This is a genomic window from Aminobacter sp. BA135, from assembly GCF_050859125.1.
Classification (GTDB): Bacteria; Pseudomonadota; Alphaproteobacteria; order Rhizobiales; family Rhizobiaceae; genus Aminobacter; species Aminobacter ciceronei.
This window is the reverse complement of record NZ_CP139572.1, coordinates 306,647-327,739: the sequence shown is the minus strand read 5'-3', so window position 1 is coordinate 327,739 and position 21,093 is coordinate 306,647. Positions and strand designations below refer to the sequence as shown.

Sequence of the window (21,093 nt, the reverse complement as noted above, 5' to 3'; positions counted from 1 at the left end):
CGTCACGTTTCATTTCAAAACGACGGAGAGACAGATGACAGCGACCTTTTACGCGACAGAACGGGCAGGTGGCCGGGACAAGCCGGCCGCCGCCTTTGAAACCATCGATCTTTGTGCCCGCGCTGAGGCGCGTGGCCGACCAAGGACATATGCCTATGTACAAACTCGACCCGGCACGGTTTGCCGTCGCCGAACCTCTGCTTGATCGTCTTACTGCCACACACGCCAGCATCGAGGCGGTGGCCTCCGGCGTGCTTGATGGCGATATCTGGGTGGACGATCCGACCCGGCCCAGGGTGGCGCTGCTTTGCGAAGGTGGCGACGGCTACTATCTCGCCGGCGACGTCGACCACCAGCCGTCCTATGCGGCCTTGAAACGGACGATCCCGCATACCGCCAATCTGATCCCCGACCGCGTGGAATGGGGTGAGGTGCTGGCCGACATCTGGGACAATCCATATGCCCGGCTGCATCGCCGCAAGGCCTTTCGGCATATCGGCGGAATGGGGAACGTTGGACGGCAGTTGCCCGACGGCTTCGAGCTCGCGCTCGTCGACCAGACACTGCTCGACCGCGGTGTATCAATCGATATCGAGACGGTCACCGACCACCTCGAAAGCTGGACCTCGCCCGACCTCTTCCTGCAGCACGCCATCGGCCATTGCGTCATCCATGACGGCACTGTTGTCAGCCATTGCATGGCCGACAGCGTGGTGGGCGACCGCTGCGAGCTCGGCGTCGGCACCGAGGAGGCCTATCGCGGACGCGGGTTCGGCGCGCTGGTGACCCGCCAGACCGTCGCCCGTTGCCTCGATCGCGGCATCCGGCGGATTGGCTGGCATTGTCATGCCTCGAACGCTGCCTCGATGCGGATCGCCGAAACAAACGGCCTTGTCGAGGCGACAACCTATGTGGCGTTCAGCTCGACCTTTCCGGCCGAGAATGTCGGCGACCTGCCAGCCGAGGAGTGCCTGGACTGGGCTCGTCACTACGCGGCGGCCAGCGACGACATCTCCTGGTACGCCTTCCATGCCGCGGGTTCGTTCGCACTTGCCGGTGACCTCGATCGCGCCCTGGTCCATCTCGGGCGGCTGGTCGACGGCGACTGGGAGGGGCAGCCGGAATGGCTGGAGAGCTACTGGACCTTCACCGCGCTGCGCGGCCACCCCGAATTGCCTGACATCGTCGCCAGGCAGTCACGGAAGTTCGGGGACTAACGTAAACTGACGTTCCCGGCACGCCGCCTCGCATCTTTTGCGGGGCGGCGGATCCGAAAGCGATTCCGAATCCTTCGCTCATGTTCTAAGGACTTGTTTGCATCGGTCTGCCACATGATGGCAGCGGACAGCGGTGGAGTGTGGCACGGCAATGGATCTCTCATTCGATCTCGGGCGCGGTCCTGCGTCCTATGGACACCGGTTTCTGATCGGCCTGCAGCCCGGCCATGTGCTCGGCGACAAGGACAAGCGGCTGCTGTCGTTGCTCAGGCCTGCCGGCGTCGTGCTGTTCCGCGCCAACTTCCTGCCCGACGCGCCTTATGAAGATTGGCTCGACAACCACGCCAGGCTGCTGTCGGACGTGCGCGAATACATCGAACGCGACGAGGTGATCGTCTCGATCGACCATGAGGGTGGCGGCGTGCTGCGTCCGCCGGCGCCGATCACCGCCTTTGCCTATGCGCGTGAGTGGCCGAAGCAGGCCGCCGACGTCGGCAAGGCGATGGGCGTCGAATTGCGCTCGCTCGGCTTCAACGTCAATTTCGCGCCCGTCGTCGACGTCAATTCCAACCCGGCCAATCCCGTCATCGGCCAGCGCTCGTTCGGCACGACGCCTGACGATGTGGTGCCGGCTGCCAGGGCGTTTCTAGATGCGATGCAGGCCGAAGGCGTGCTCGGTTGCCCCAAGCATTTCCCCGGCCATGGCGATACGGCGGTGGATTCGCACTATTCGCTGCCGGTCATCGACGTCGACCCCAGAACGTTCCGCAGCCGCGAGCTCGAGGCGTTCCGTCATTTCAACGATGCGCAGACGCGCATGATCATGACCGCACACATCGTCATCTCGCAGATCGACCCGGGTGTTCCGGCGACGATGTCGAAGGTGATCCTGCAGGACATCCTGCGCAAGGAACTCGGCTACAATGGCGTCGTCGTCAGCGACGATCTCGGCATGAAGGCGATCTCCGATCGGCTCGACAAGCCCGAGACGACCATCCGCATCATCAATGCCGGTTGCGACCTTTTGTGCATGTGCGCCTACTGGGCCGACACCGAGATCATCACGCGCATGATCGACTATATGGCGGCTGGCCTGAAGGCAGGCGAGATCAAGGAGCGCGCGCTCGAACAGTCGTTCACCCGCGTTGCCGGCCTGCTAAAGGACCTGCCCAGCCACAAGGTCGAGCGCCTCGGTGAGGAGACTTTCGAGCAGCACGCCTCGGTCGCCCCGCTGCGCGCCCGCTCGCTGCCGGCCAACCACGGCGGCGCCACCAAGATCTAGATCTTTTCAGCGCGGCTACTGCGCCGCGCCCTGGGCCTCGGCGATCGTCGCACGCTCGGCAGCGGTGCGTTCGGCGTAGCGCCGTGCCATCCAGGCGCAGACCATTAACTGGAGCTGGTGATAGAGCATCAGCGGCAACACGATCGCGCCGATCTCCTGGCCGGCGAAGATGACGTTGGCCATCGGTACGCCCGAGGCCAGGCTCTTGTGCGAACCGCAGAAGGCGACGGTGATTTCGTCCTGTCGTGAGAAGCCGAGGAAACGGCTGGCGGAGATCGTTACCGCCAGCACCGTCGACAACAGAAAGGCCGCGATCAGCAGCAGCACGACCAGCGACTGCAGCGGCAGCTGTTGCCACAGGCCCGCGACCATCGCCTTGGAGAAGGCGAGATAGATCACCATCAGGATCGAGCCGCGGTCGACGACAGTCACCAACCATTTGTGCCGGCCGAGCCAGCCGGCAAGCCAGGGCTGGACGAGCTGGCCGGCGATGAAGGGCGCCAGAAGCTGCAGCATGATGCCTTCGATCGCCGACAGCGACACGCCGCCGCCGCCGGTCTTGGCAAACAGCAGCCCGACCAGAAGCGGCGTCAGGAACATGCCGATGATGTTTGAGGCCGAGGCCGAGCACACCGCGGCCGGCACGTTGCCGCCGGCAAGGGCGGTGAAGGCGATGGACGACTGCACGGTCGACGGCAGCACGCACAAAAACAGTACGCCCGCATAGAGCGCTGCCGGCAGCACCGTCGGCACCAGCAGGCCGAGCCCAAGCCCGATGATCGGGAACAGCACGAAGGTGGTCGAGAACACCAGAAGGTGCAGTCGCCAATGTGTCATGCCGGCAATCACCGTCGCCCGCGACAGCCGCGCGCCGTGGAGGAAGAACAGCAGTGCGATGGCGATGTTGGTCGCGGTGCCGAAATGGCCGGCGAAGCTGCCCTGTGCCGGCAGAAGCGATGCCAGCACGATGCAGGTGATCATCAGCATGATGAAGGTGTCGGGACGAAAACGTGCGAACAAGGCGTGTGATCCCTTGGCAATGAGCTAATTTTGTATACAGTATGCCAAATGCCGGTGGCATTGTGAATGGCGCATACAGGAATGACGCTCATTTCGTTTCGTGAACACAGGGAGGGATCATGTTCGATCCGATACTCCTCCAGACCTTCGTAGCGGTTGCCGGCTCGCGCAGCTTCACCGGGGCGGCGGTGCATCTGCGCCTCGGCCAGTCGACGGTAAGCCAGCACATCCGGCGGCTCGAAGTCAGCGTCGGCCGGCGGCTTCTCGTCCGCGACACCCATTCGGTGATGCTGACGCCGGACGGCGAAGCGATGCTCGGTTTCGCCCGCTCGATCCTCGACGCCAACGAACGTGCCCGCAGCTATCTGCAGGGGGCCAGGCTCAGCGGCCGCATCCGCTTTGGTGCCTCCGAGGATTTCGTCACCACGCGCCTGGCCGACGTGCTGCACAAGTTCACCGAGCGCCACCCGTCGGTCGAGCTCGAGCTGACGGTGGCGCTGTCGAGCACGCTGTTCGACTTGCTTGACGAAGGTGCGCTCGACCTCGTCATCGCCAAACGCCGCGTCGGGCTCAACCAGCAGCGCGAGGCGCGCAGCGGTGTTGCCGTGCGCACCGAGCGGCTGGTCTGGGCGGCGCGCGATCCGTCGGTCGTCGAAGCCGGCAAACCCTTGCCGCTGATCCTGTTCTCGCGTCCCGGCATCACCCGCGTCGCGGCGATCGAGGCGCTCGACCGCAAGGGCATCCCCTGGCGCATCGTCTGCACCAGCGGCAGCCTGAGCGGCTTGCAGGCAGCGGCGCGCGCCGGGCTCGGCATCATGGTTCAGCCGCGCAGCATGGTGTCGTCGGGGCTGATGGTGCTGCCGACCAGCCCGCAACTGCCACAGCTCGAGGAAGTCGAGTTCATCCTGACCAGCGCCGCCAACGAGCCGACGGGTGTTGCCGCAGCACTTGCGAAGGAAATCCTCGACCGCAACGCCCGCCAGGAATTCGAGCTGCCGTTCCGCGAGGCGGTCTAGGCCGGGCACTCGGCGGGTCACACCTTTCGAGCGAGAAAATAGTCAGTATACTGCTTAAATTGATCGGAGAGCCATATGGACGTGATGATCATCGGCGCAGGCATCGGCGGGCTGACATTGGCCCTGATGCTGCACAAGGCGGGCATTGCCTTCCGCGTCTACGAAAGCGCGCAGGAGATCAGGCCGATCGGCGTCGGCATCTCGATCCTGCCGCATGCCAGCCGCGAGTTGACCGAGCTCGGCCTGCAGCCAACACTCGCCGAAGCGGCGGTCACGGCGCGCGAATCCTGCTTCTTCAACCGCTTCGGCCAGCTGATCTACAAGGAACCGGTCGGTACATTTGCCGGCTATGATTACCCGCAGTTCCAGATCCATCGCGGCGACCTGCAGCAAATCCTCTACGCAGCACTCGTCGAGAGGGCCGGCCCGGATTGCGTCGTCACCGGCTGGAAATGCATCGATGTCGAACAAACGGCGGATGCGGCGGTCGCCCGTTTCGTCGACGGCTACACCGGCGAAGACCGGCCCGTTCAGCGCGGTGCCGCCATCGTCGGCTGCGACGGTATCCACTCCGTCGTGCGCCGCAAGCTGGTGCCGGACGATGGCGGCCCGATCTATTCCGGCGTCAACATGTGGCGCGGCACGACCTGGTGGAAACCCTTCCTCGGCGGTGCCAGCTACGTCCGCGCCGGCTGGCTGACGCATGGCAAGATGGTCATCTACCCGATCCGCAACACGCTCGACGCTGACGGTCGCCAGCTGATCAACTGGGTCGCCGAGATCGAGACGCCTGATTATCACCAGCAGGACTGGAACCGCCGCGGCCGGCTCGACGACTTCATTCATGCCTTCGCCGACTGGAGCTTCGATTTCCTCGATGTGCCCGGCCTGATCCGAGGTGCCGAGGCGATCCTCGAATATCCGATGGTCGACAAGGATCCGCTCGCCCGATGGAGCTTTGGCCGGCTGACGCTGCTCGGCGATGCCGCCCACCCGATGTATCCGCGCGGCTCCAACGGTGCCGGCCAGGCGATCCTTGATGCGCGTGCGCTTGCCGACTGCTTTGCATCGGGGGGCGATGTCGCGGCTGTGCTCAAGGCCTATGAGGGTAAGCGGCTGCAGGCGACCGCGACTGTCGTGCGCACCAACCGCTCCACTCCGCCCGACGTCATCCTCAAGGAGGTCTATGAGCGCACCGGGGACCGCCCTTTCGCGCGGCTCGATGACGTCATCACCCAGGACGAACTGGCAGCACTATCGAACAGCTACAAAAAGGTCGCCGGCTACGACAAGGCAACGGTGGCCGAGCGGCGACGGGCATAGGGGGTGGGCGCGCTCAGGCCAGATAGCCGACTATTCTGGTCCTGCCGTCACGCAGCTCGATCGAAAATCTGCCGATCGGGCCGAGCAGGTCCGTAAGGTCGGCATCGAATTCCATCCATACAATGGACCGAAGTTCGACTGGCCCGAATTCGATGGTGTCGATGTAAGGCCAAGGGCAGCTTAGTCCAGGTGGATCTGTCGGACATCGGCGGCATCGATGAATTGAACCGTCATGCATCTCACATCCTTGCGCGTGGCGCGCACTGCGGCAATCAGTTTCCGCCACTTGGTCTCTGACATGAAGGCGCGCGAGAAGGTGGCTCTTGCCAAACGGCCGGTGGCACCCGGGTCTAGGATTTCCGGTCTTTTCATGGCCCGCAGCGTGACCCCAGGATTTGACCCGTTGCAACAGGCCGAGACTTGCGGTTGTTGAGTGGAGCGGTTGAACCGGGAGCAATGCAGACCTTGTCAGGCGCGGCTGTCATGCATCTTTCATGGCTGATCGAGAACAAGACGGTTTTGCCGAAGCTCCTCCGCGCCAGGGCGTGGGCCTATTGGCGCCAATATTGGTAAATTGCTTTGCCGCCTTATCATCTGGTGACGTAGGGTGTTCTTCATGAACCATGGCATCTCGGCAGCTTTGACGCTTGCACTACTACTTTGCGCATTTCCCGGCCGCTCGGCGGCGGCTGAACGCCCCTCAAGCAACGATTTGCTGCGACAGGGATACCAGCCCGTTGCCGCAGGCCGGCTGACGATGAAGCGGATTTTTGTCGTCGTGCCACGGTGGACGGGCTTCACAACTCTGGATGATCAGATCGTATCGATGGCGGGAGAAGGCAAGGTTCCCGAAGGTGAGCTTGAAGCCATATTGGGCCGCCATGGCGCTTTCCTGAGGGTGGCGCGGGGCACGGAAGAATATGTCTGTGTTCTCTATAAGACTGATACGTGCCACCGCGTAAGAAGTGGAGATAGATAAAGGAGTGCGTGCGTTGCGCTTCTGCCTCTCGCAATGTTGCTGCAAGACTCTCCGGTTATTCGTCACTGCGACATGCCATTTCGATTGGATCGTGGTTTCGACATTGTCCCGGTTCGTATGACCGTGAAGGAGCATCCTGGATGAGCATTGCGAGCGACGCCCGCTTCTGGGACCGGTCTTCACGCAGATATGCCAAGGCGGCGGTGGCCGACCAAAGCGGCTACGCCCGCACGCTGGACCGGACGCGCGGGCTGCTGCGGGCCGGCGACCAGGTGCTGGAACTCGGCTGCGGCACCGGATCAACGGCCATGCTGCTGGCTGGCGACGTGAAAACCTATCTGGCGACGGATTTCTCGCCGGCGATGATCGCGATCGCTGAGGAAAAGCGCCTGGTGTGCCCCATCAAAGGGCTCGATTTCCTGACCGCGACGGCGGAGGCGCCTGAACTCGGGTCCGGCCAGTTCGAGGTGGTTCTCGGTTTCAACTATCTGCATCTGGTGCGCGACCTGCCCGGCACCTTGCGGCGCATCCGCACGCTGCTGGCCAGCGACGGTCTGTTCGTCTCCAAGACGCCGTGCCTCGGCGACATGAACCCGCTGATCCGGCTGGCGCTGTTGCCAGTCATGCGTGCCACAGGATTTGCGCCGCATGCCGGTGCCTTCAGTACAGAAGAACTGGTCCGGATGATTTCTGCCGCGGGCTTCGAGGTCGTCGCGACCGAAAACCACGCGACAAAGGGCAACGACAACAGGCCCTATATCGTCGCGCGCAAGCGCTGACCGGGACGGCCGCGCTGACGTTTCAAAACGCGTCCGGCTGAAGGCTTGGATGTGCCTCGGCGAAAGCGGGCAGGGCGGCAGCGGCGCCCGCGATCTCGACCGACAGCGGGAATGCGGAAAGGTCGCAGTCGAAGCGGCGGGCATTGGCCACTTGCGGCACCAGGCAGATGTCGGCGATGGTGATCGTGTCACCAAGGCAATAGCGGCCATGCCGGCAGCCGGCGCGAAGTGTCGCCTCGAACGACCTGAAGCCTTCCTCGATCCAGTGCCGGTACCATTCGTTGCTGTCGTCGTCGGACAGCTGCCAGCGCGCCTTCAGGTACTTCAGCACGCGCACATTGTTGAGCGGGTGGATGTCGCAGCCGATGACCTGGGCGAGGCCCCTGACATAAGCGCGCCCGGCGGGGTCAGTGGGCAGCAGCGGCGGCTCGGGGTGGGTTTCGTCGAGATATTCTAGCACGGCGAGGCTTTGAGCGAAGACCTGGCCGTCGTCCACAAGCGCCGGCACCAGGCCCTGCGGGTTGAGCGCCATATAGTCGGCGGTGCGGTGATCCATCCTGGGCAGGCTGATGAAGCGGGGTTCCCAGTCGAGCCCCTTGAGCGCGAGCGCGATGCGCAGCCGGTACGATGTCGACGACCTGAAGAAGGTGTAGAGCGTGCGCATCGCCCCGGCATTCAGTGCGACGCAGCGTTGAGAATCTCGTCGGGCGTCGACGAGACGACCTCGACATATTTCGGCACGAACTTTCGCCCCTCGATCAGGCCGACAAAGGCCGGCTTGATGTCTTCTGCCAGCACCTTGCGGATCTTGGCGTGTTCGACGATGTCGGACCACTCGGCGATGAGGAAGAAGCGCTGCGGATCCTCGGTGTCGCGGCACAGGACACCGTCCTTCACCTGGGCCCAGGATTTGTGCATCGGATTGCCGTCCGAATAGTCGAATTCCTCGAACAGCTGGACGAATTCGTCTTCGCGTCCGACTTCCACGCGGAAGTCGTAGATGTGAAGGAAGTTGCCTTTCGTGGCCAGCGGTTCCTGCGCCATGCTGCTCTCCTTTTCCGGTGTTCCCAATAATCATCAGTATACTTCCTTTTATTGCGTGCGCAAGGCGCAACGCCTTGCCAGGCAAAGGTTCCGGAGCGGCGGGCGTCCCGCGATTGCCGTTTCGAGGGCCGGAAGTATGCGGTGGTACCGCTCTTTCCCGCCAGTCCGGCAAGGGATAGAGATGTGCAGTGACAGGCAAGGGGAATGAGCGTGGCCAAGTCGGTTAGGACGGACGGGACGCAGAAGAAAAAAGCAACGGCCGCCGCGCCCAATCCCGAACTGCAGCAGCTCATCGAGCGGCTGCCGCTGTGGAAGCGGCCGGGCTATCTCATCCGCCGGCTGCACCAGGTCCACTACGCCCTGTTCTTCGAGGAGTGCGAGGGTTTCGGCATTACGCCGGTGCAATACGGGCTGCTGACCATCCTTTCGGGCAATCCCGATTCCGACCAGATCTCACTTGCCCAGGCGCTCGGCATCGACCGCACCAACGTCGCCGACGTGCTGTCGCGGCTGGCCCAGCGCGGTCTGGTCGAGCGCACCCGCAGCACCGAGGACAAGCGCATGGTGCTGGCGCGCCTGACCGGCGAGGGCGAGAAGCTGGTGGCGGCGATGCACCCGGCAATGAGCCGCGCTCAGGACAGGCTGCTCGATACGCTCGGCGACAAGCAACGCGAAGCCTTCCTGGCAACGTTGATCAGGCTGCTCGAGGCCAACAACAAATACGGCCGGGCAGCGCTTGCCACCGGCAAGTTCGGCGACTGACCGGCAGTCGCCGGCTTGCCCGAAAGGTCTACCTGTTCCAGCAGGCGACGAGATGGCCCGGCGACCGCGCCGACAGCTTCGGCGCTTCCTTGTGGCATTGGTCTGTCGCCAGCGGGCAGCGTGTCGAGAAGCGGCAGCCGGCTGGCGGGTTGACCAGATCGGGGATCTCGCCGCCATAGACGATGCGCTTGCGCTGGCGCTGCGTGCGCGGGTCCGGCACCGGCACCGCCGACAGCAGCGCCTCGGTATAGGGGTGGATCGGATGGTCGTAGAGATCGTCGCGATCGGCGATCTCGACCATGCGCCCGGCATAGAGGATCGCCACGCGATGCGAGATGTGGCGCACCACCGAGAGGTCGTGGGCGATGAACAGGTAGCTCAGCCCCAACTCACGCTGCAGGTCCTGCATCAGGTTCACCACCTGCGCCCGCACCGAGACGTCGAGCGCCGACACCGGCTCGTCGGCGACGATGAACTCGGGCTGCAACGCCAGCGCCCGGGCAATGCCGATGCGCTGACGCTGCCCCCCGGAAAAGGCGTGCGGAAATCGGTCATGCGCGTCCGCCGGCAGACCGACGATGCGCAGCAATTCGGTGATGCGGTCGCGGGCTTCGTCGACATGGCGGATCAGCCCGTGCACCAGGAGCGGCTCCGCGACGAGGTCGATCACCCGCATGCGCGGGTTGAGGCTGGCATAAGGATCCTGGAACACCAACTGCATGTTGCGACGGAGCTTGCGCAGCGCCTCGCCCTTGGTATGGGTGATGTCGTTGCCCTGGAAGACGATCTTGCCCGACGAGGCCGTGATGCGCCGGAGCACGGCGCGGCCCGTCGTGGTCTTGCCGGAGCCGGATTCGCCGACAAGTCCGAGCGTCTCGCCCGGGTGGAGGTCGAAGGAGATATCTTCCAGCGCCTTGAACGCCTTGGGGCGCCCCCAGAAGCCCTGAGCACCTGTTTCATAGGTGACGTCGAGGCCCTGCACGCTGAGCAGTGGTGGTGCTGGCGGCTGGGCTGGCACGGGGTTGAGCATCGAAAAATTCCTGTCAGGGGAAGGTGGGCGACATCAGCGGCGTTGCCCAGGCCGGTACCGACGGCTGCCAGCAGGCGGCCTCGGCGTCCGGGCGGATATGTTCGAGCTTGGGCGCCTTGCGGCAGGCCTCGCCCGAGAGCGGACAGCGCTGCTGGAACGAGCAACCCTCCGGCGGCGTCACCAGGTTCGGGGGCGTGCCCTCGATCGAGACCAGGCGGTCGGACACCTCGTCGAGCCGCGGAGTCGAGCGCAACAGCCCTTGCGTGTAGGGATGCGCCGGGCGCTCGAACACGTCTTCGGCCAGTCCGGTCTCGATGATCTGCCCGGCATACATCACCGCCACGCGATGGCAGAGGCCGGCGACGACACCGAGGTCGTGGGTGATCAGCACCACCGACAGGCCGAGCGATTGCTGCAGCTCAGCGAGCAGTTCGAGGATCTGCGCCTGTATCGTGACGTCGAGCGCCGTCGTCGGCTCGTCGGCGATCAACAGCTCAGGCTCGCAGGCAATCGCCATGGCGATCATCACACGCTGGCGCATGCCGCCTGAAAACTCGTGCGGATAGTGGTCGAGCCGACGCCTGGGGGCGCTGATGCCGACCGCGGCAAGCAGCTCTTCGGCGCGGTTGCGGGCCTGGGCGCGCGTCATGCCGAGATGCCGCTCCAGCACCTCACCGATCTGGGTACCGATCTTGAGCACCGGGTTGAGCGAGGTCATCGGGTCCTGGAAGACCATCGCCACTTCCTTGCCCCTGATGTCGCGGGCGTAGCGCTCGCCATCGGGGCCGAGCAGCGAACGGCCTTTCCATCTGATGTCGCCCGAAGCGATGCGGCCGGGCAGGTCGATCAACCCCATCACAGCTTGCGCGGTGACGCTCTTGCCCGAGCCGGATTCACCGACAACGCCGAGTGTCTCGCCGCGGCCGATCGACAGGGTCACGCCGCGCAGGCCCTGGACCAGCCCACGCCTGGTGTCGAACTCGACCTTCAGCTTTTCGACTTCGAGCAGCGGCGTGCCTGTGCTGTTGGCGCTGACATTCATGAGCGGCCTCCCTGGCTTTTGGCTTCCGGGCTTCGGGCTTGCGGGCAGCGGCGGGCCTGCCGGGCGGCCTGCTTGGCGCGCTGGTAGGCGAAGCGCTTCTCGCGCTCCTGCGGGTCGGTGGTGACACGCACCCAACTGGCGAACAGGTTCACCGCCAGCACGGTCGTGGCGATCGACAGGCCGGGGAAGGTGATCAGCCACCAGGCGACAAAGATGTAGTCGCGGCCATTGGCGACATCGAGGCCCCAGCTCGTCGCCGGCGGCTGCACGCCGAGGCCGAGGAAGGACAGAGCCGCTTCCGCCAGCACGATGTTGGTGAATTCGAGGATGCCGAGCGTTAGAAGCGGCGAGGTCAGGTTGGGCAGGATGTGGCGGAAGATGACGCGCGAGGTCTTGCAGCCGATCATTTCGGCTGCCTCGACATAGGGCGTCTGCCGGACCGACAGCACGATGCCGCGGACGACGCGGGCATAGACCATCCAGTTGGTGACGACGAGTACGATGATCATGGTCGTCATGCTCGGGCCGATGACCGAGATGACCAGCAGGATGAGCAGCAGGCCGGGGAATGCCACCTGCACGTCGACGATGCGCATGATGATCGAGTCGGTGCGGCCGCCCCTGAAGCCGGCCCACAGGCCGAGCACGACGCCGAAGCTGCCGGCGAACAGCACCACAAGCACCCCGACCAACAGCGAGGCGCGGGCGCCGTAGATGACGCGCGAAAGCACGTCGCGGCCGAGATGGTCGGTGCCGAAGATGTGTTCCCAACTGCCCTTTGGCAGCCAGGCCGGCGGCTTGAGACGCGAGATCACCGACTGGGCGGCCGGATCGTAGGGCGCCAGCAGCGGCGCGAAGATCGCCATCAGCAAAAGGGCGACGATGACGGCAAAGCCGAGCGTGCCGAGCTTGTCCTGCCAGAGCTCACGGCCGAACTCGTCGAGCCTGCTCAGCAGCGTCGGACGTTGCGCGGCGTTGCGGGCGGTTGCGACTGGCGTCGTCACAGGCATGGGGATAGCCATCTCAAGCCAACCTTATCCGTGGGTCGATGAGTTTGTAGATGACATCGAGGCCGACATTGATGACCACGATCAGCACGGCGACGGTGAAGACGATGGCCTGGAGCAGGAACAGGTCGCTCTTCTGGATCGCCTGCATTGCCGTCAGCCCGAGGCCGGGCCAGGCAAACACCGTCTCGACAACGACAGTGTAGCCGGCCAGTGCGCTGATCAGCTCCCAGCCGGCCAGCGTCACGAATGGAACCAGCGTGTTGCGCATCGCATGCACCATCACCACGCGCTTGAAATGCAGGCCTTTGGCGCGGGCGGTGCGGACATATTGCTGGTTCAGCTCGTCGATCATCGACGAGCGCACCAGCATCACCAGCCGGGCCAGCGAGGGCAGGGCCAGCGTGATTGCCGGCAGAATGTAGTAGCGCGCGCCGCCCATGCCCGATGTCGGCAGCCAGCCGAGGGTGACGGCGAAGAACACGATCATCAAAAGCCCGAACCAGAATTGCGGTAGGGACAGGCCGAACAGGCCGACGAAGACAGTCGTCCGGTCGACCCAGCCACCGGGCCGGAGCGCGGCGGTGGCGCCGAGCGGCAGCGACAACAGGATCGCCAGGCCGAGGCCGGCGCCGATCAGCTTCAGCGTGTTGGGCAGGCGTTCGAGCACCACGTCGAGGGCCGGCCGGCGCTGCCAAAGGCTGTCGCCGAAATCGAGGCGGGCCATGTCGCTGACGAAATCGACGAATTGCGTGGCAATGGGCCGGTCGAGGCCGATCTGCTGGGCAAAGGCCGCGCGCTGGGCGTCGGTCGCCGACAGCGGCAGCATCACCTTGACCGGATCGCCGACCATGCGCGTGGCGATGAAAACGATCACGGTCACGCCGATCACGACAAGGAGACCTTGTCCAATCCGGCGGAGTAGAAAACCACCCATAGTCCTCTCCATTGGCTGGAGCCGGCCCTCCCTTTCTGAGCCGGCTCCAGAATTGTTGCGGTTCGCTTATGTTTTTGTTCGAACCCGCAATTGTGCTCGTTATTCCGTGACCTTCATCTCCTTGACCAGGAGCTTGGAGTCGACGCGAGGCTGCCATTCCAGGCGCTTGGAGAAGCCGTAGATGTCCTGCTGGTTGAGCAGCGGGACGAGATAGGACAGATCGTACGACTTCTTGGTGATGGCGTCATACATGGCCTGGCGCTTCTCGATGTCGGTCTCGGTCCTGGCGGCGCTGATCTGGTCCGACATTTCCTGGTCGCTGTTGGACGCGGAACTCGCCTTGCTTTGTAGCACGGCGGTCATTTCACGGTCGACGTCGAGCAGCTCGTTGGAGTTCGACAGGAAGATCGCATCCGGCCGTGTGTTCTTGTCGAACAACTGGTTCAGGTACTCACCGAAGTCCTCGATCTTGATGTCGACGTTGAGGCCCGCGTCCTTCCAGTAGGCGCCGACGGCCTCGATCAGTTCGCGGTCCTTGAGCCAGCGCCCGGCCTCGCCGACGAGCTTGATGGTCTTGCCTTCGGCGCCTGCTTCCTTGATCAGCGCCCTGGCCTTGTCCACGTCGAAGACATAGTCGGGCAGCGACTTGTTGTAGCCGAACGCCTTGGGGTTGACGACCTGGCCCTTGGCCGGTGTGGCGTAGCCGCCGAACAGGCTCTCGGCCAGCGCCTTGCGGTCGACCGAAATGTTCATCGCTTCGCGGACACGCGGATCCTTGGTCACCTCGTTGTCGGTCGAGACGATCATCAGGCTGGTTTCGAGGCCGCTGACGGCCGCGAATTTCGGCGCCTGCTGGGCGAACTCCGGCAGAAGGTTGGTGATGACATCAAGCTCGCCCGCCATCAGGCCGGAAAGGCGCGTGCCGGATTCGCCTACGAAACGATATGTCACCTTGTCGATCGACGCGGCATCGCCCCAATAGTCGGCGTTCTTCTCCAGCACGATGTCCTGGCCGCGGTTCCAACTGGTGAACTTATATGGGCCGGTGCCGACCGGCGCCTCGGCGAACTTGGCGTCCGCCGCATAGGTCGCCGGGATCATCTTCATCCAGTACATGCGCGAGGGCAGGATCGGATCCGGACCGGAGGTGATGATGCGCACGGTCAGGTCGTCCACCTTCTCGGCACCGGTGATGGTGCCGAAATAGGCGGCTTGCTCCGACTTAAGCGCCGGATCGATGACGCGTTTGACGCTGTTGACGACGGCATCCGCGTTGAACGCCTCGCCATTGTGGAACTTGATGTCGGGCCTGAGCTTGAACTCCCAGGTCTTGGCGTCGACCGGCGTCGGCGCCGCGGCCGCAAGGCCGGCGATGAGCTCGCCGTCCGGCGTGCGCGCCATCAGCGTCTCATAGACATTGTCGTTGATCGCGCGCTCGCCGCCGTCGTCGCGCACCTGCGGGTCGAGCGTCGACGGCTCCGAACCGATCGCGATGGTGATGTCGGCGGCCAGCGCCGACAGCGGGGAAAAAGCCATGATTGCCGCCACGGCGGCGCTGCTTGTCAGTCTCGTCAGTACGTTCATTGGTCCACCCATTCGCCAAAGACAACAAAATCGACCTGATGCGCGCAGTCTTGTGCTGCGTTGATAGTGTGGGCCGCCACATCCCTCGGCCAGAAGAGTGGATTGTATGCAATCGACTGTCAAGCGATTGTTGATCAACTTTGCTGACGATGCCGGGTCGAGTTTCTGAAATTCGCCAGACGGCAACATAAATTATTGAAAATGCACAAAATTTAGAACGTGATTGCTGAAATTTCGCTCACGAATATCACGCAAGAAATCGGCCCAGTGGTTCTTTTTGGCAATTTCTTGCATATAGTATACCAAAAATGACAACAGCAAGAAGGACGACGGCGTTCCTCTGCCTTTCCCGGCGGTCACGACTGCGGAAAATACATCGCGACGACAGCTACGGCTGCGCTGGTGTTGGACGACAAGAGTGCAAATTGCGCCAGCCTGTTGGTGCAGCGGGAGACGTTATCCTGTTTGGCTGATCTCCACCGCGGCATGAGATTGCTGGGCAATACTCGTTTCGAACAAGGAACTGCTTGTACGTTCTGTTATCGCGTTTCTCGCTGGCAGCGATGTTGAACTGCTGCCCGCGCCTTTAGTGTTACGCGGGCAGCAGGCGGGCTCGACTGTTGCGGTGGTTAAAGAAGTGGGCCGCCAGATCGGCGGGGCTGGCGTCAGCTGAAATAGCGCGGTGGCAGCCTGACCAGATCGCCGTCGAGGCGCTCGAACATGGCGGCGATGTCGAAGATGCGGCTTTCGGTCCCGCTTGCCCCGACGATCTGCAGCCCTAGAGGCATGCTATTGCCGGCCTTGCCGAAAGGGAAGGCCAGCGCCGGGTGGCCGGTCAGGTTGGCCAGGATGTTGGGGATAGGCTCCTCGAGGAAGTAGAACTTGTCGACTGTCCTGAGCGGTCCCGCCGGTGCGAGTGCGCCAGGCAAAAGCATGGCGTCGACAGTGGCGAGGCTGGCGTCGACCCGTCTGCGCAGCACGTCGCGCAACGTCCGTGCCGCGACGACGTCGGCGGCGGCAAGACTTTCACCAACCAGCGCGCGACCGCGAAACATTTCGCCGAAGGCGGAGAAATTGCCGCGAACCTCGGCGCCGTAATGTGCCGCGATCTCAGCCATCATCACCACAGCGCCCGGTGCATGGAAGGTTTCGAGCGGCGGCAGGTCGAGTTCGACGATCTTGCCGCCGTTGGCAGCGAAAAGCTCGAGCGCGTTGCGCATTGCCGTTACCACTTCGGCCCGCAGGCTGGCGCCCAGCCCCCAGCCATCAGGTGATACACCGAGGCGCATGCCGGCAAATGACGGCGCGTCGCAGGCAGGCATCGGCCCGATTTCGTGCGCCGCCATCACGGCATAGAGCCTGCGGCAGTCGTCGACACGCGCGGCGATCGGCCCGCAATGGTCCATAGAATGGGCCAGCGCATCGATGCCGTCCACGGGAACGACGCCGAAGCCCGGCTTGAAGCCGACCATGCCGCACATCGTCGCCGGCAGGCGGATCGAGCCGGCGGTGTCGGTCGCCACCGATCCCAGGCACAGCCCACCGGCGACAGTGACGCCCGACCCGCTCGACGAGCCGCCCGGAAACATCTCCTGACACCATGGGTTCCGCGCTGGCGGAAACGGCAGGTCGAAGGACGGTCCGCCGAAGGCCAGTTCATGGCAATTGGCCTTGCCGATGATGATCGCCCCGGCATCGCTGAGCCGGCGCACGACAGGCGCATCCTGCGTCGGCCTGCGGCCGAGCCGCGAATGCGAGGCGCCGGTGTTGGGCATGCCGGCAACCGCGACTATGTCCTTGACCGAGATCGGCACGCCCGCAAGCGGGCCGACAATCTCGCCGGCCGCGAGGCGCGCGTCGAGACGCCGTGCCTGCGAAAGTGCTGCCTCGTCGGCGACATGGACGTAACCCGAAAGCTCGCCATCAAAACGCGCGATGCGGTCGAGGAAATAGCCCGTTACCTCGACGGCGGCGATCTCGCGGCGGGTCACTGTGGTGGCAAGTTCCGCGATGGAAAGCTGTTCCAGCCTGCTCATTGTTTGTCCTCTCGCTCCTGCGTGCGGGCCAGCTCTGTGACGCGCCTGGCTAGCCTGTCGAGCACTGTTATGCCGCGCGCGAAATCGGCGGCTTCCGCAGCACTTGCCTCGGGCGGCAGCGCGATCTCTTGGGAGGGAGCAGGCGGGGTCACGTCGCGCATGTTTCGTCCGGTGCTGAGAGATAGGAATTGATCAGTATACGTCTGTTGTGCATTGTTGGAAGAGCGGGGTTGGAATCGGCCGGTATCGAACCAACCGGGGCATCGGGTGGGCAGCGTGAAGCAGAATGAAAAGCCGTTCGACGTGGTGGTTGTCGGCGGCGGCATCGTCGGGTTGTCGGTGGCGCTCGAAGCGCAGTCGCGCGGTCTCAGCGTCGCCGTCATCGATCCTGATATTGCCGAGGCCCAGGCATCCTTCGGCAATGCCGGCGTGCTCAGCCGTGGCTCGATCTTCCCGATGGCCGCACCCGGTATCCGCGCGCGCTTGCCGCGTTATGCGCTTGGCCGCGACATCGCCGTGCGTGCCCGCCTGCGCTCGCTGCCGCATCTCGCACCCTGGCTGGTGCGCTTCCTGCTTGCCGCCGAGGAGGGCGCATGGCGCCGCACTGCGGCGGCACTCAACCCGATGGTCGCCGAGGCGTTCGACCGCCATGTCGCGCTGGCCGATCTCGTCGGCGGCCGCCATCTGATCAAGCGCAATGGTTGGCTCCGCCTCTATCGTAGCGCCGAGGCATTCGCCGGCAGTGTCCTGGAGCAGGCGGTCCTGAAAGAGAACGGCGTCCGTATCGACTGCCTCGGCGAGGATGAGATCCGCCAGCTCGAGCCGCATCTCGCCCGCCGTTTCAGCAATGGCATCTTCTTTCCCGACACCGGTTCCGTCGAAAGCCCCGGCGACCTTGTCGAGCTCTACCGGCAGGCGGCAGAAGGCCGGGGCGCGGTCCTTGTCGCCGGCAAGGCGGAAGCCATCCTCGAAGCCGGCGAGACCATGGCGGTCATGGTCGCTGGCCGGAGGATCGAAGGCCGCCATGTCGTGCTCGCCGCCGGTGCCCGTTCGGCGATGCTTGCCCGCACGCTCGGCTACCGTTTTCCGCTTGCGGCCGAGCGCGGCTACCATCGCCATTTTGCTCTTGCCGAGGGCGTTGAGCTGCGCCGCCCGGTCTATGATGCTGCCGGTGGCTACGTGCTGTCGCCGATGAACGGCAGCGTGCGCCTGCTCACCGGTGTCGAGCTGGCGCGGCAGGACGATCCGCCAAATCATGCCCAGATCGACGGCGTCGAACCCGATGCGCGAAAGACGCTTTCCTTCACCACGCTGGTCGACGGCAAGACCTGGCTCGGCAGCCGGCCGTCGACGCCGGACGGGCTGCCGGTCATCGGCCGCGCCACCCGCCATCCCAGGCTGATCTTCGCCTTTGGCCACGGCCATATCGGCTTCGCCAACGGCCCGATGACAGGTGCCGTCGTCGCCAGCCTGCTCCACGACGAGCAGCCACCGGTGCCGGTTGCCGCCTTCGCGCCTTCGCGTTTCGGCGGCTAAAGCGTTTCCGCTATTCTTCGAAATGCGGAAGCGCTCCACCTTCTTGTTTTTGCGCAATTCCGGACGGAAAACCGCGGCACATTTTTTCTGGAATTGCGCGAGGCGACGGGGCGCGGTCACGGCAGCGTCAACCCGCCGTCGACATGCAGCGACTGGCCGGTGATCTGCCTGGCGTCGCGCGACAGCAAGAACAGGATCGCCGCCGCCACGTCGGCCGGTTCGGTCAGCCGGCCGGTAGGCGTCACGGCGATCGCCTTTTCCAGTGCCGAGGTCGTCGCCGCGAAATGGCCGGTCGGATCCTTGCGGGTGAAGCCCGGCACGACGCAATTGACCGTCACGCCCTTCGGCGCAAGTTGCACGGCCATCGATTTCGCCAGCGCCTCGAGCGCGCCCTTTGCGGCAGACGTCGCCGGAAAATGGATCTCGGCGGTGCCGAAGATGTGAGCGACAAACGAGCTGACCACCACCACGCGCCCGCAGGCCGAGGCGACGAGGTCGTCCATCGCTGCATTGACGAGACGGAGCAATGCCGTCGGCATCGTCTCGAACGCCTGGGCCAGATCGTCTGGCCCGACCTCGCCGAGCGTCGAGCGCGTCGCCTGGGCGGCGTTGGAAACAATCTGGTCGACGCGGCCGAAGCGGGCGCGGGCGGCAGCAATCATTGCTGCCGGCACAACGGGATCGGCGAGATCGCCGAGCACGATCTCGGTCGCAGCACCCGATGCCCGGCAGGTCTCGGCGACGCTCTCCAGCCCCTCGGCATTCTTGCGTGTGTGCAGCACCAGGCCAATGCCAGGGGTTGCCAGCCGGCGGGCGGTTTCGGCGCCAATGCCGCTGCCGGCACCGGTGATGAGCACGATGCGATCGAATGGTATGGTCAAACCCTTGTCCCCAAAGCTGTTGAGATTGATGTTTGCAGGTGCTCGGCTCAGGCGCCTAGTGCCACGCCGTCCTTGCGCTTGTCCGATCCGCCGAGCAGGCTGCCGTCTTCGTCGCGCACGACGAATTGCGCACCGCCGAAATCGCTGCGGCCGGCCAGTTCGCCGGCACCTTCCGGATCGCTGTAGCCTGCGTCGCGCAGCGTCCTGACGATCGCATCCGGCGTGCCCGGTTCGATCGCCAGTGCCATATCGCCCTCCAACCGCCAGCGCGGGGCATCGATGGCTGGCTGCAGTTTCTCACCCCAGGCGGCCAGACGGACCATCATCTGGACGTGGCCCTGCGGCTGCATGGCGCCGCCTACAACGCCGAAGCCGGCATGGAAGCGGCCGTCCTTCAGCGTCGCCGCCGGGATTACCGTGTGGTAGGGCCGCTTCGACGGCCCCGGCCCGTTGATGTGGCCCGGTTCGGAAAAGCCCAAGCCCCGATTCTGCAGCACGAAGCCGCAGCCGGGCACGGCGATGCCGGAGCCGAAACGCTTGAAGATGCTGCTCATCAACGTCACCGTCAGGCCATCCTTGTCGACAACAACTGTGCAGACCGTGTTGCCCGAGGGATCGGCGACGATTTTCTTGGCCTTGGCCATGGCGCGGCCGACTGCTTCGACCATGGCACGCGTGGTCGTCGGATCATCCCGGTCTAGCGGCAAGGCATCGAGCTCCTCCAGCGCGTCGAGCACGGCCATGCCGTGGGTGTTGGGCGGGCATTCGAGCACGGTCAGGCCACGGAACTTTCGTTCGAGCGGCAGCACGAAATCGCCGCGATGGTTGGCGAAATCCTCAGCCGTCAGCAGCCCGCCCCTGGTCTGGTTCGCTGCCGCTGCCTGGCGGGCCGGGGTACCGAGATAGAAGGCATCCGGCCCATCGGCGGCGATTGCCCGCAACATTGCCGCCAGCTCGGGATTGGCGAAGCGTTCGCCTTCGCGCGGCGTGCTGCCGGCGCTGTAGAGTTTTGCTGCAACCGGGTCGAGCTTGATCACCGGCTCGAACACTGCCCATTCGCGCGCGGTGATCGGCAGGACGGCAAAACCGCCGGCGGCAAGCGCGATGGCTGGAGCGATCAATTGGGCAAAGGGCAGGCGGCCAAAGCGGGCATGCAGGTCGAACCATCCGCGCACCGCGCCGGGCACGGTGACCGACAGTCCGTGTCGTTCGGGGATGCGCCGGTTCGGCAGTTTTTCCAACGCCTCGACCGACAATGCGGCCGGCGAGCGGCCGGTGCCATTGTAGCTGATGGCATGGCCGTCTGGTTCAACCAGCATCGCCAGAAGGTCGCCACCGATGCCTGTCGCCATTGGCTCGACGACGCCGAGGATTGCATCCGCGGCGATGGCCGCGTCGACCGCGGTGCCGCCTGCGGCCAGCATGTCCTGGGCGGCGCGGGCGGCGAGCGGGTGCCCGGTCGCCACCATCGCGGTTTCGCTGCGAACGCCTGCGTTGCCGTGTGTCTCGGAGCTGTCCATCGCTGTCGTTCCAATCCTGGTTCAGGCCTTCGATCATCGCCCTTGCAACATACTGTATGCGTCATGTCGCGGTGACCACCTGCACGACAGTAGAATGC

General features: G+C 64.4%; 20 protein-coding genes. 7 read left to right on the top strand and 13 right to left on the bottom strand.

Annotation, left to right across the window (positions count from 1 at the left end; translation table 11 throughout):
* Positions 1 to 155: 155 nt before the first annotated feature.
* Positions 156 to 1,217 carry a GNAT family N-acetyltransferase gene (locus SLT36_RS01670; protein ID WP_432285531.1) on the top strand — a complete coding sequence of 354 codons (1,062 nt, stop codon included), beginning with the start codon at positions 156 to 158 and terminating at the stop codon, positions 1,215 to 1,217.
* A 151-nt stretch (positions 1,218 to 1,368) separates the two neighbouring features.
* The gene (locus tag SLT36_RS01665; RefSeq protein ID WP_432285529.1) at positions 1,369 to 2,499 is read left to right on the top strand and encodes a glycoside hydrolase family 3 protein; all 1,131 of its coding nucleotides are present in this window, start codon (positions 1,369 to 1,371) and stop codon (positions 2,497 to 2,499) included.
* Between the two features lie 15 nt (positions 2,500 to 2,514).
* Here SLT36_RS01665 and SLT36_RS01660 read toward each other — a convergent pair whose 3' ends face one another.
* Positions 2,515 to 3,486, bottom strand: coding sequence for a bile acid:sodium symporter family protein (locus SLT36_RS01660; protein WP_432288212.1), 972 nt, complete (start codon positions 3,484 to 3,486; stop codon positions 2,515 to 2,517).
* A gap of 152 nt (positions 3,487 to 3,638) precedes the next feature.
* On the opposite strand from SLT36_RS01660, the gene SLT36_RS01655 reads away from it, so the two are divergent.
* A complete protein-coding gene (locus tag SLT36_RS01655; protein ID WP_067955049.1) occupies positions 3,639 to 4,535 on the top strand; it encodes a LysR substrate-binding domain-containing protein in 897 nt (298 codons plus the stop codon).
* Positions 4,536 to 4,610: 75 nt separating this feature from the next.
* Positions 4,611 to 5,858 carry a flavin-dependent oxidoreductase gene (locus SLT36_RS01650; protein WP_432285528.1) on the top strand — a complete coding sequence of 416 codons (1,248 nt, stop codon included), beginning with the start codon at positions 4,611 to 4,613 and terminating at the stop codon, positions 5,856 to 5,858.
* A gap of 700 nt (positions 5,859 to 6,558) precedes the next feature.
* On the opposite strand, the gene SLT36_RS01645 is transcribed toward SLT36_RS01650, so the two are convergent.
* Positions 6,559 to 6,741 carry a hypothetical protein gene (locus SLT36_RS01645; RefSeq protein ID WP_432285527.1) on the bottom strand — a complete coding sequence of 61 codons (183 nt, stop codon included), beginning with the start codon at positions 6,739 to 6,741 and terminating at the stop codon, positions 6,559 to 6,561.
* 236 nt (positions 6,742 to 6,977) lie between these two features.
* On the opposite strand from SLT36_RS01645, the gene SLT36_RS01640 reads away from it, so the two are divergent.
* Complete coding sequence (locus tag SLT36_RS01640; RefSeq protein ID WP_432285526.1) at positions 6,978 to 7,616, top strand: class I SAM-dependent methyltransferase; 639 nt, start codon at positions 6,978 to 6,980, stop codon at positions 7,614 to 7,616.
* A 22-nt stretch (positions 7,617 to 7,638) separates the two neighbouring features.
* Here SLT36_RS01640 and maiA read toward each other — a convergent pair whose 3' ends face one another.
* Both maiA and SLT36_RS01630 read right to left on the bottom strand, forming a co-directional pair.
* On the bottom strand, positions 7,639 to 8,280 hold the full coding sequence (gene maiA, locus SLT36_RS01635) for a maleylacetoacetate isomerase (protein ID WP_432285525.1): 642 nt from the start codon (positions 8,278 to 8,280) through the stop codon (positions 7,639 to 7,641).
* Positions 8,281 to 8,291: 11 nt separating this feature from the next.
* A complete protein-coding gene (locus tag SLT36_RS01630) occupies positions 8,292 to 8,660 on the bottom strand; it encodes a hypothetical protein (RefSeq protein ID WP_432285524.1) in 369 nt (122 codons plus the stop codon).
* Positions 8,661 to 8,870: 210 nt separating this feature from the next.
* On the opposite strand from SLT36_RS01630, the gene SLT36_RS01625 reads away from it, so the two are divergent.
* Positions 8,871 to 9,422: a MarR family winged helix-turn-helix transcriptional regulator gene (locus SLT36_RS01625; protein ID WP_432285523.1), complete on the top strand. Its 552-nt coding sequence runs from the start codon at positions 8,871 to 8,873 to the stop codon at positions 9,420 to 9,422.
* 28 nt (positions 9,423 to 9,450) lie between these two features.
* Here SLT36_RS01625 and SLT36_RS01620 read toward each other — a convergent pair whose 3' ends face one another.
* The 7 genes from SLT36_RS01620 to SLT36_RS01590 all read right to left on the bottom strand — a co-directional run bounded on the left by SLT36_RS01620 (position 9,451) and on the right by SLT36_RS01590 (position 17,219).
* Positions 9,451 to 10,452 (bottom strand): ABC transporter ATP-binding protein, encoded by a 1,002-nt coding sequence (locus SLT36_RS01620; RefSeq protein WP_432285522.1) that lies wholly within the window; start codon positions 10,450 to 10,452, stop codon positions 9,451 to 9,453.
* Between the two features lie 13 nt (positions 10,453 to 10,465).
* Positions 10,466 to 11,494, bottom strand: coding sequence for an ABC transporter ATP-binding protein (locus SLT36_RS01615; protein ID WP_432285520.1), 1,029 nt, complete (start codon positions 11,492 to 11,494; stop codon positions 10,466 to 10,468).
* Entirely contained in the window at positions 11,491 to 12,504 is a 1,014-nt protein-coding gene (locus SLT36_RS01610) for an ABC transporter permease (RefSeq protein ID WP_432285519.1), read from the bottom strand. The genes SLT36_RS01615 and SLT36_RS01610 overlap by 4 nt, the downstream gene beginning before the upstream one ends.
* Positions 12,505 to 12,517: 13 nt before the next feature.
* On the bottom strand, positions 12,518 to 13,438 hold the full coding sequence (locus tag SLT36_RS01605) for an ABC transporter permease (RefSeq protein WP_432285518.1): 921 nt from the start codon (positions 13,436 to 13,438) through the stop codon (positions 12,518 to 12,520).
* Between the two features lie 99 nt (positions 13,439 to 13,537).
* Complete coding sequence (locus tag SLT36_RS01600; RefSeq protein WP_432285517.1) at positions 13,538 to 15,022, bottom strand: ABC transporter substrate-binding protein; 1,485 nt, start codon at positions 15,020 to 15,022, stop codon at positions 13,538 to 13,540.
* A 665-nt stretch (positions 15,023 to 15,687) separates the two neighbouring features.
* A complete protein-coding gene (locus tag SLT36_RS01595) occupies positions 15,688 to 17,058 on the bottom strand; it encodes an amidase (RefSeq protein ID WP_432285516.1) in 1,371 nt (456 codons plus the stop codon).
* Complete coding sequence (locus SLT36_RS01590; RefSeq protein ID WP_432285515.1) at positions 17,055 to 17,219, bottom strand: hypothetical protein; 165 nt, start codon at positions 17,217 to 17,219, stop codon at positions 17,055 to 17,057. Before SLT36_RS01590 ends, SLT36_RS01595 begins: the two co-directional genes overlap by 4 nt.
* Positions 17,220 to 17,334: 115 nt before the next feature.
* Between SLT36_RS01590 and SLT36_RS01585 the strand changes: the two genes are divergently transcribed.
* Positions 17,335 to 18,594: an NAD(P)/FAD-dependent oxidoreductase gene (locus SLT36_RS01585; RefSeq protein WP_432285514.1), complete on the top strand. Its 1,260-nt coding sequence runs from the start codon at positions 17,335 to 17,337 to the stop codon at positions 18,592 to 18,594.
* Positions 18,595 to 18,710: 116 nt separating this feature from the next.
* On the opposite strand, the gene SLT36_RS01580 is transcribed toward SLT36_RS01585, so the two are convergent.
* Together SLT36_RS01580 and SLT36_RS01575 are read right to left on the bottom strand one after the other, a co-directional pair.
* The gene (locus tag SLT36_RS01580; RefSeq protein ID WP_432285512.1) at positions 18,711 to 19,475 is read right to left on the bottom strand and encodes an SDR family NAD(P)-dependent oxidoreductase; all 765 of its coding nucleotides are present in this window, start codon (positions 19,473 to 19,475) and stop codon (positions 18,711 to 18,713) included.
* A 47-nt stretch (positions 19,476 to 19,522) separates the two neighbouring features.
* On the bottom strand, positions 19,523 to 20,995 hold the full coding sequence (locus tag SLT36_RS01575; RefSeq protein ID WP_432285511.1) for a gamma-glutamyltransferase family protein: 1,473 nt from the start codon (positions 20,993 to 20,995) through the stop codon (positions 19,523 to 19,525).
* Positions 20,996 to 21,093: the final 98 nt, after the last annotated feature.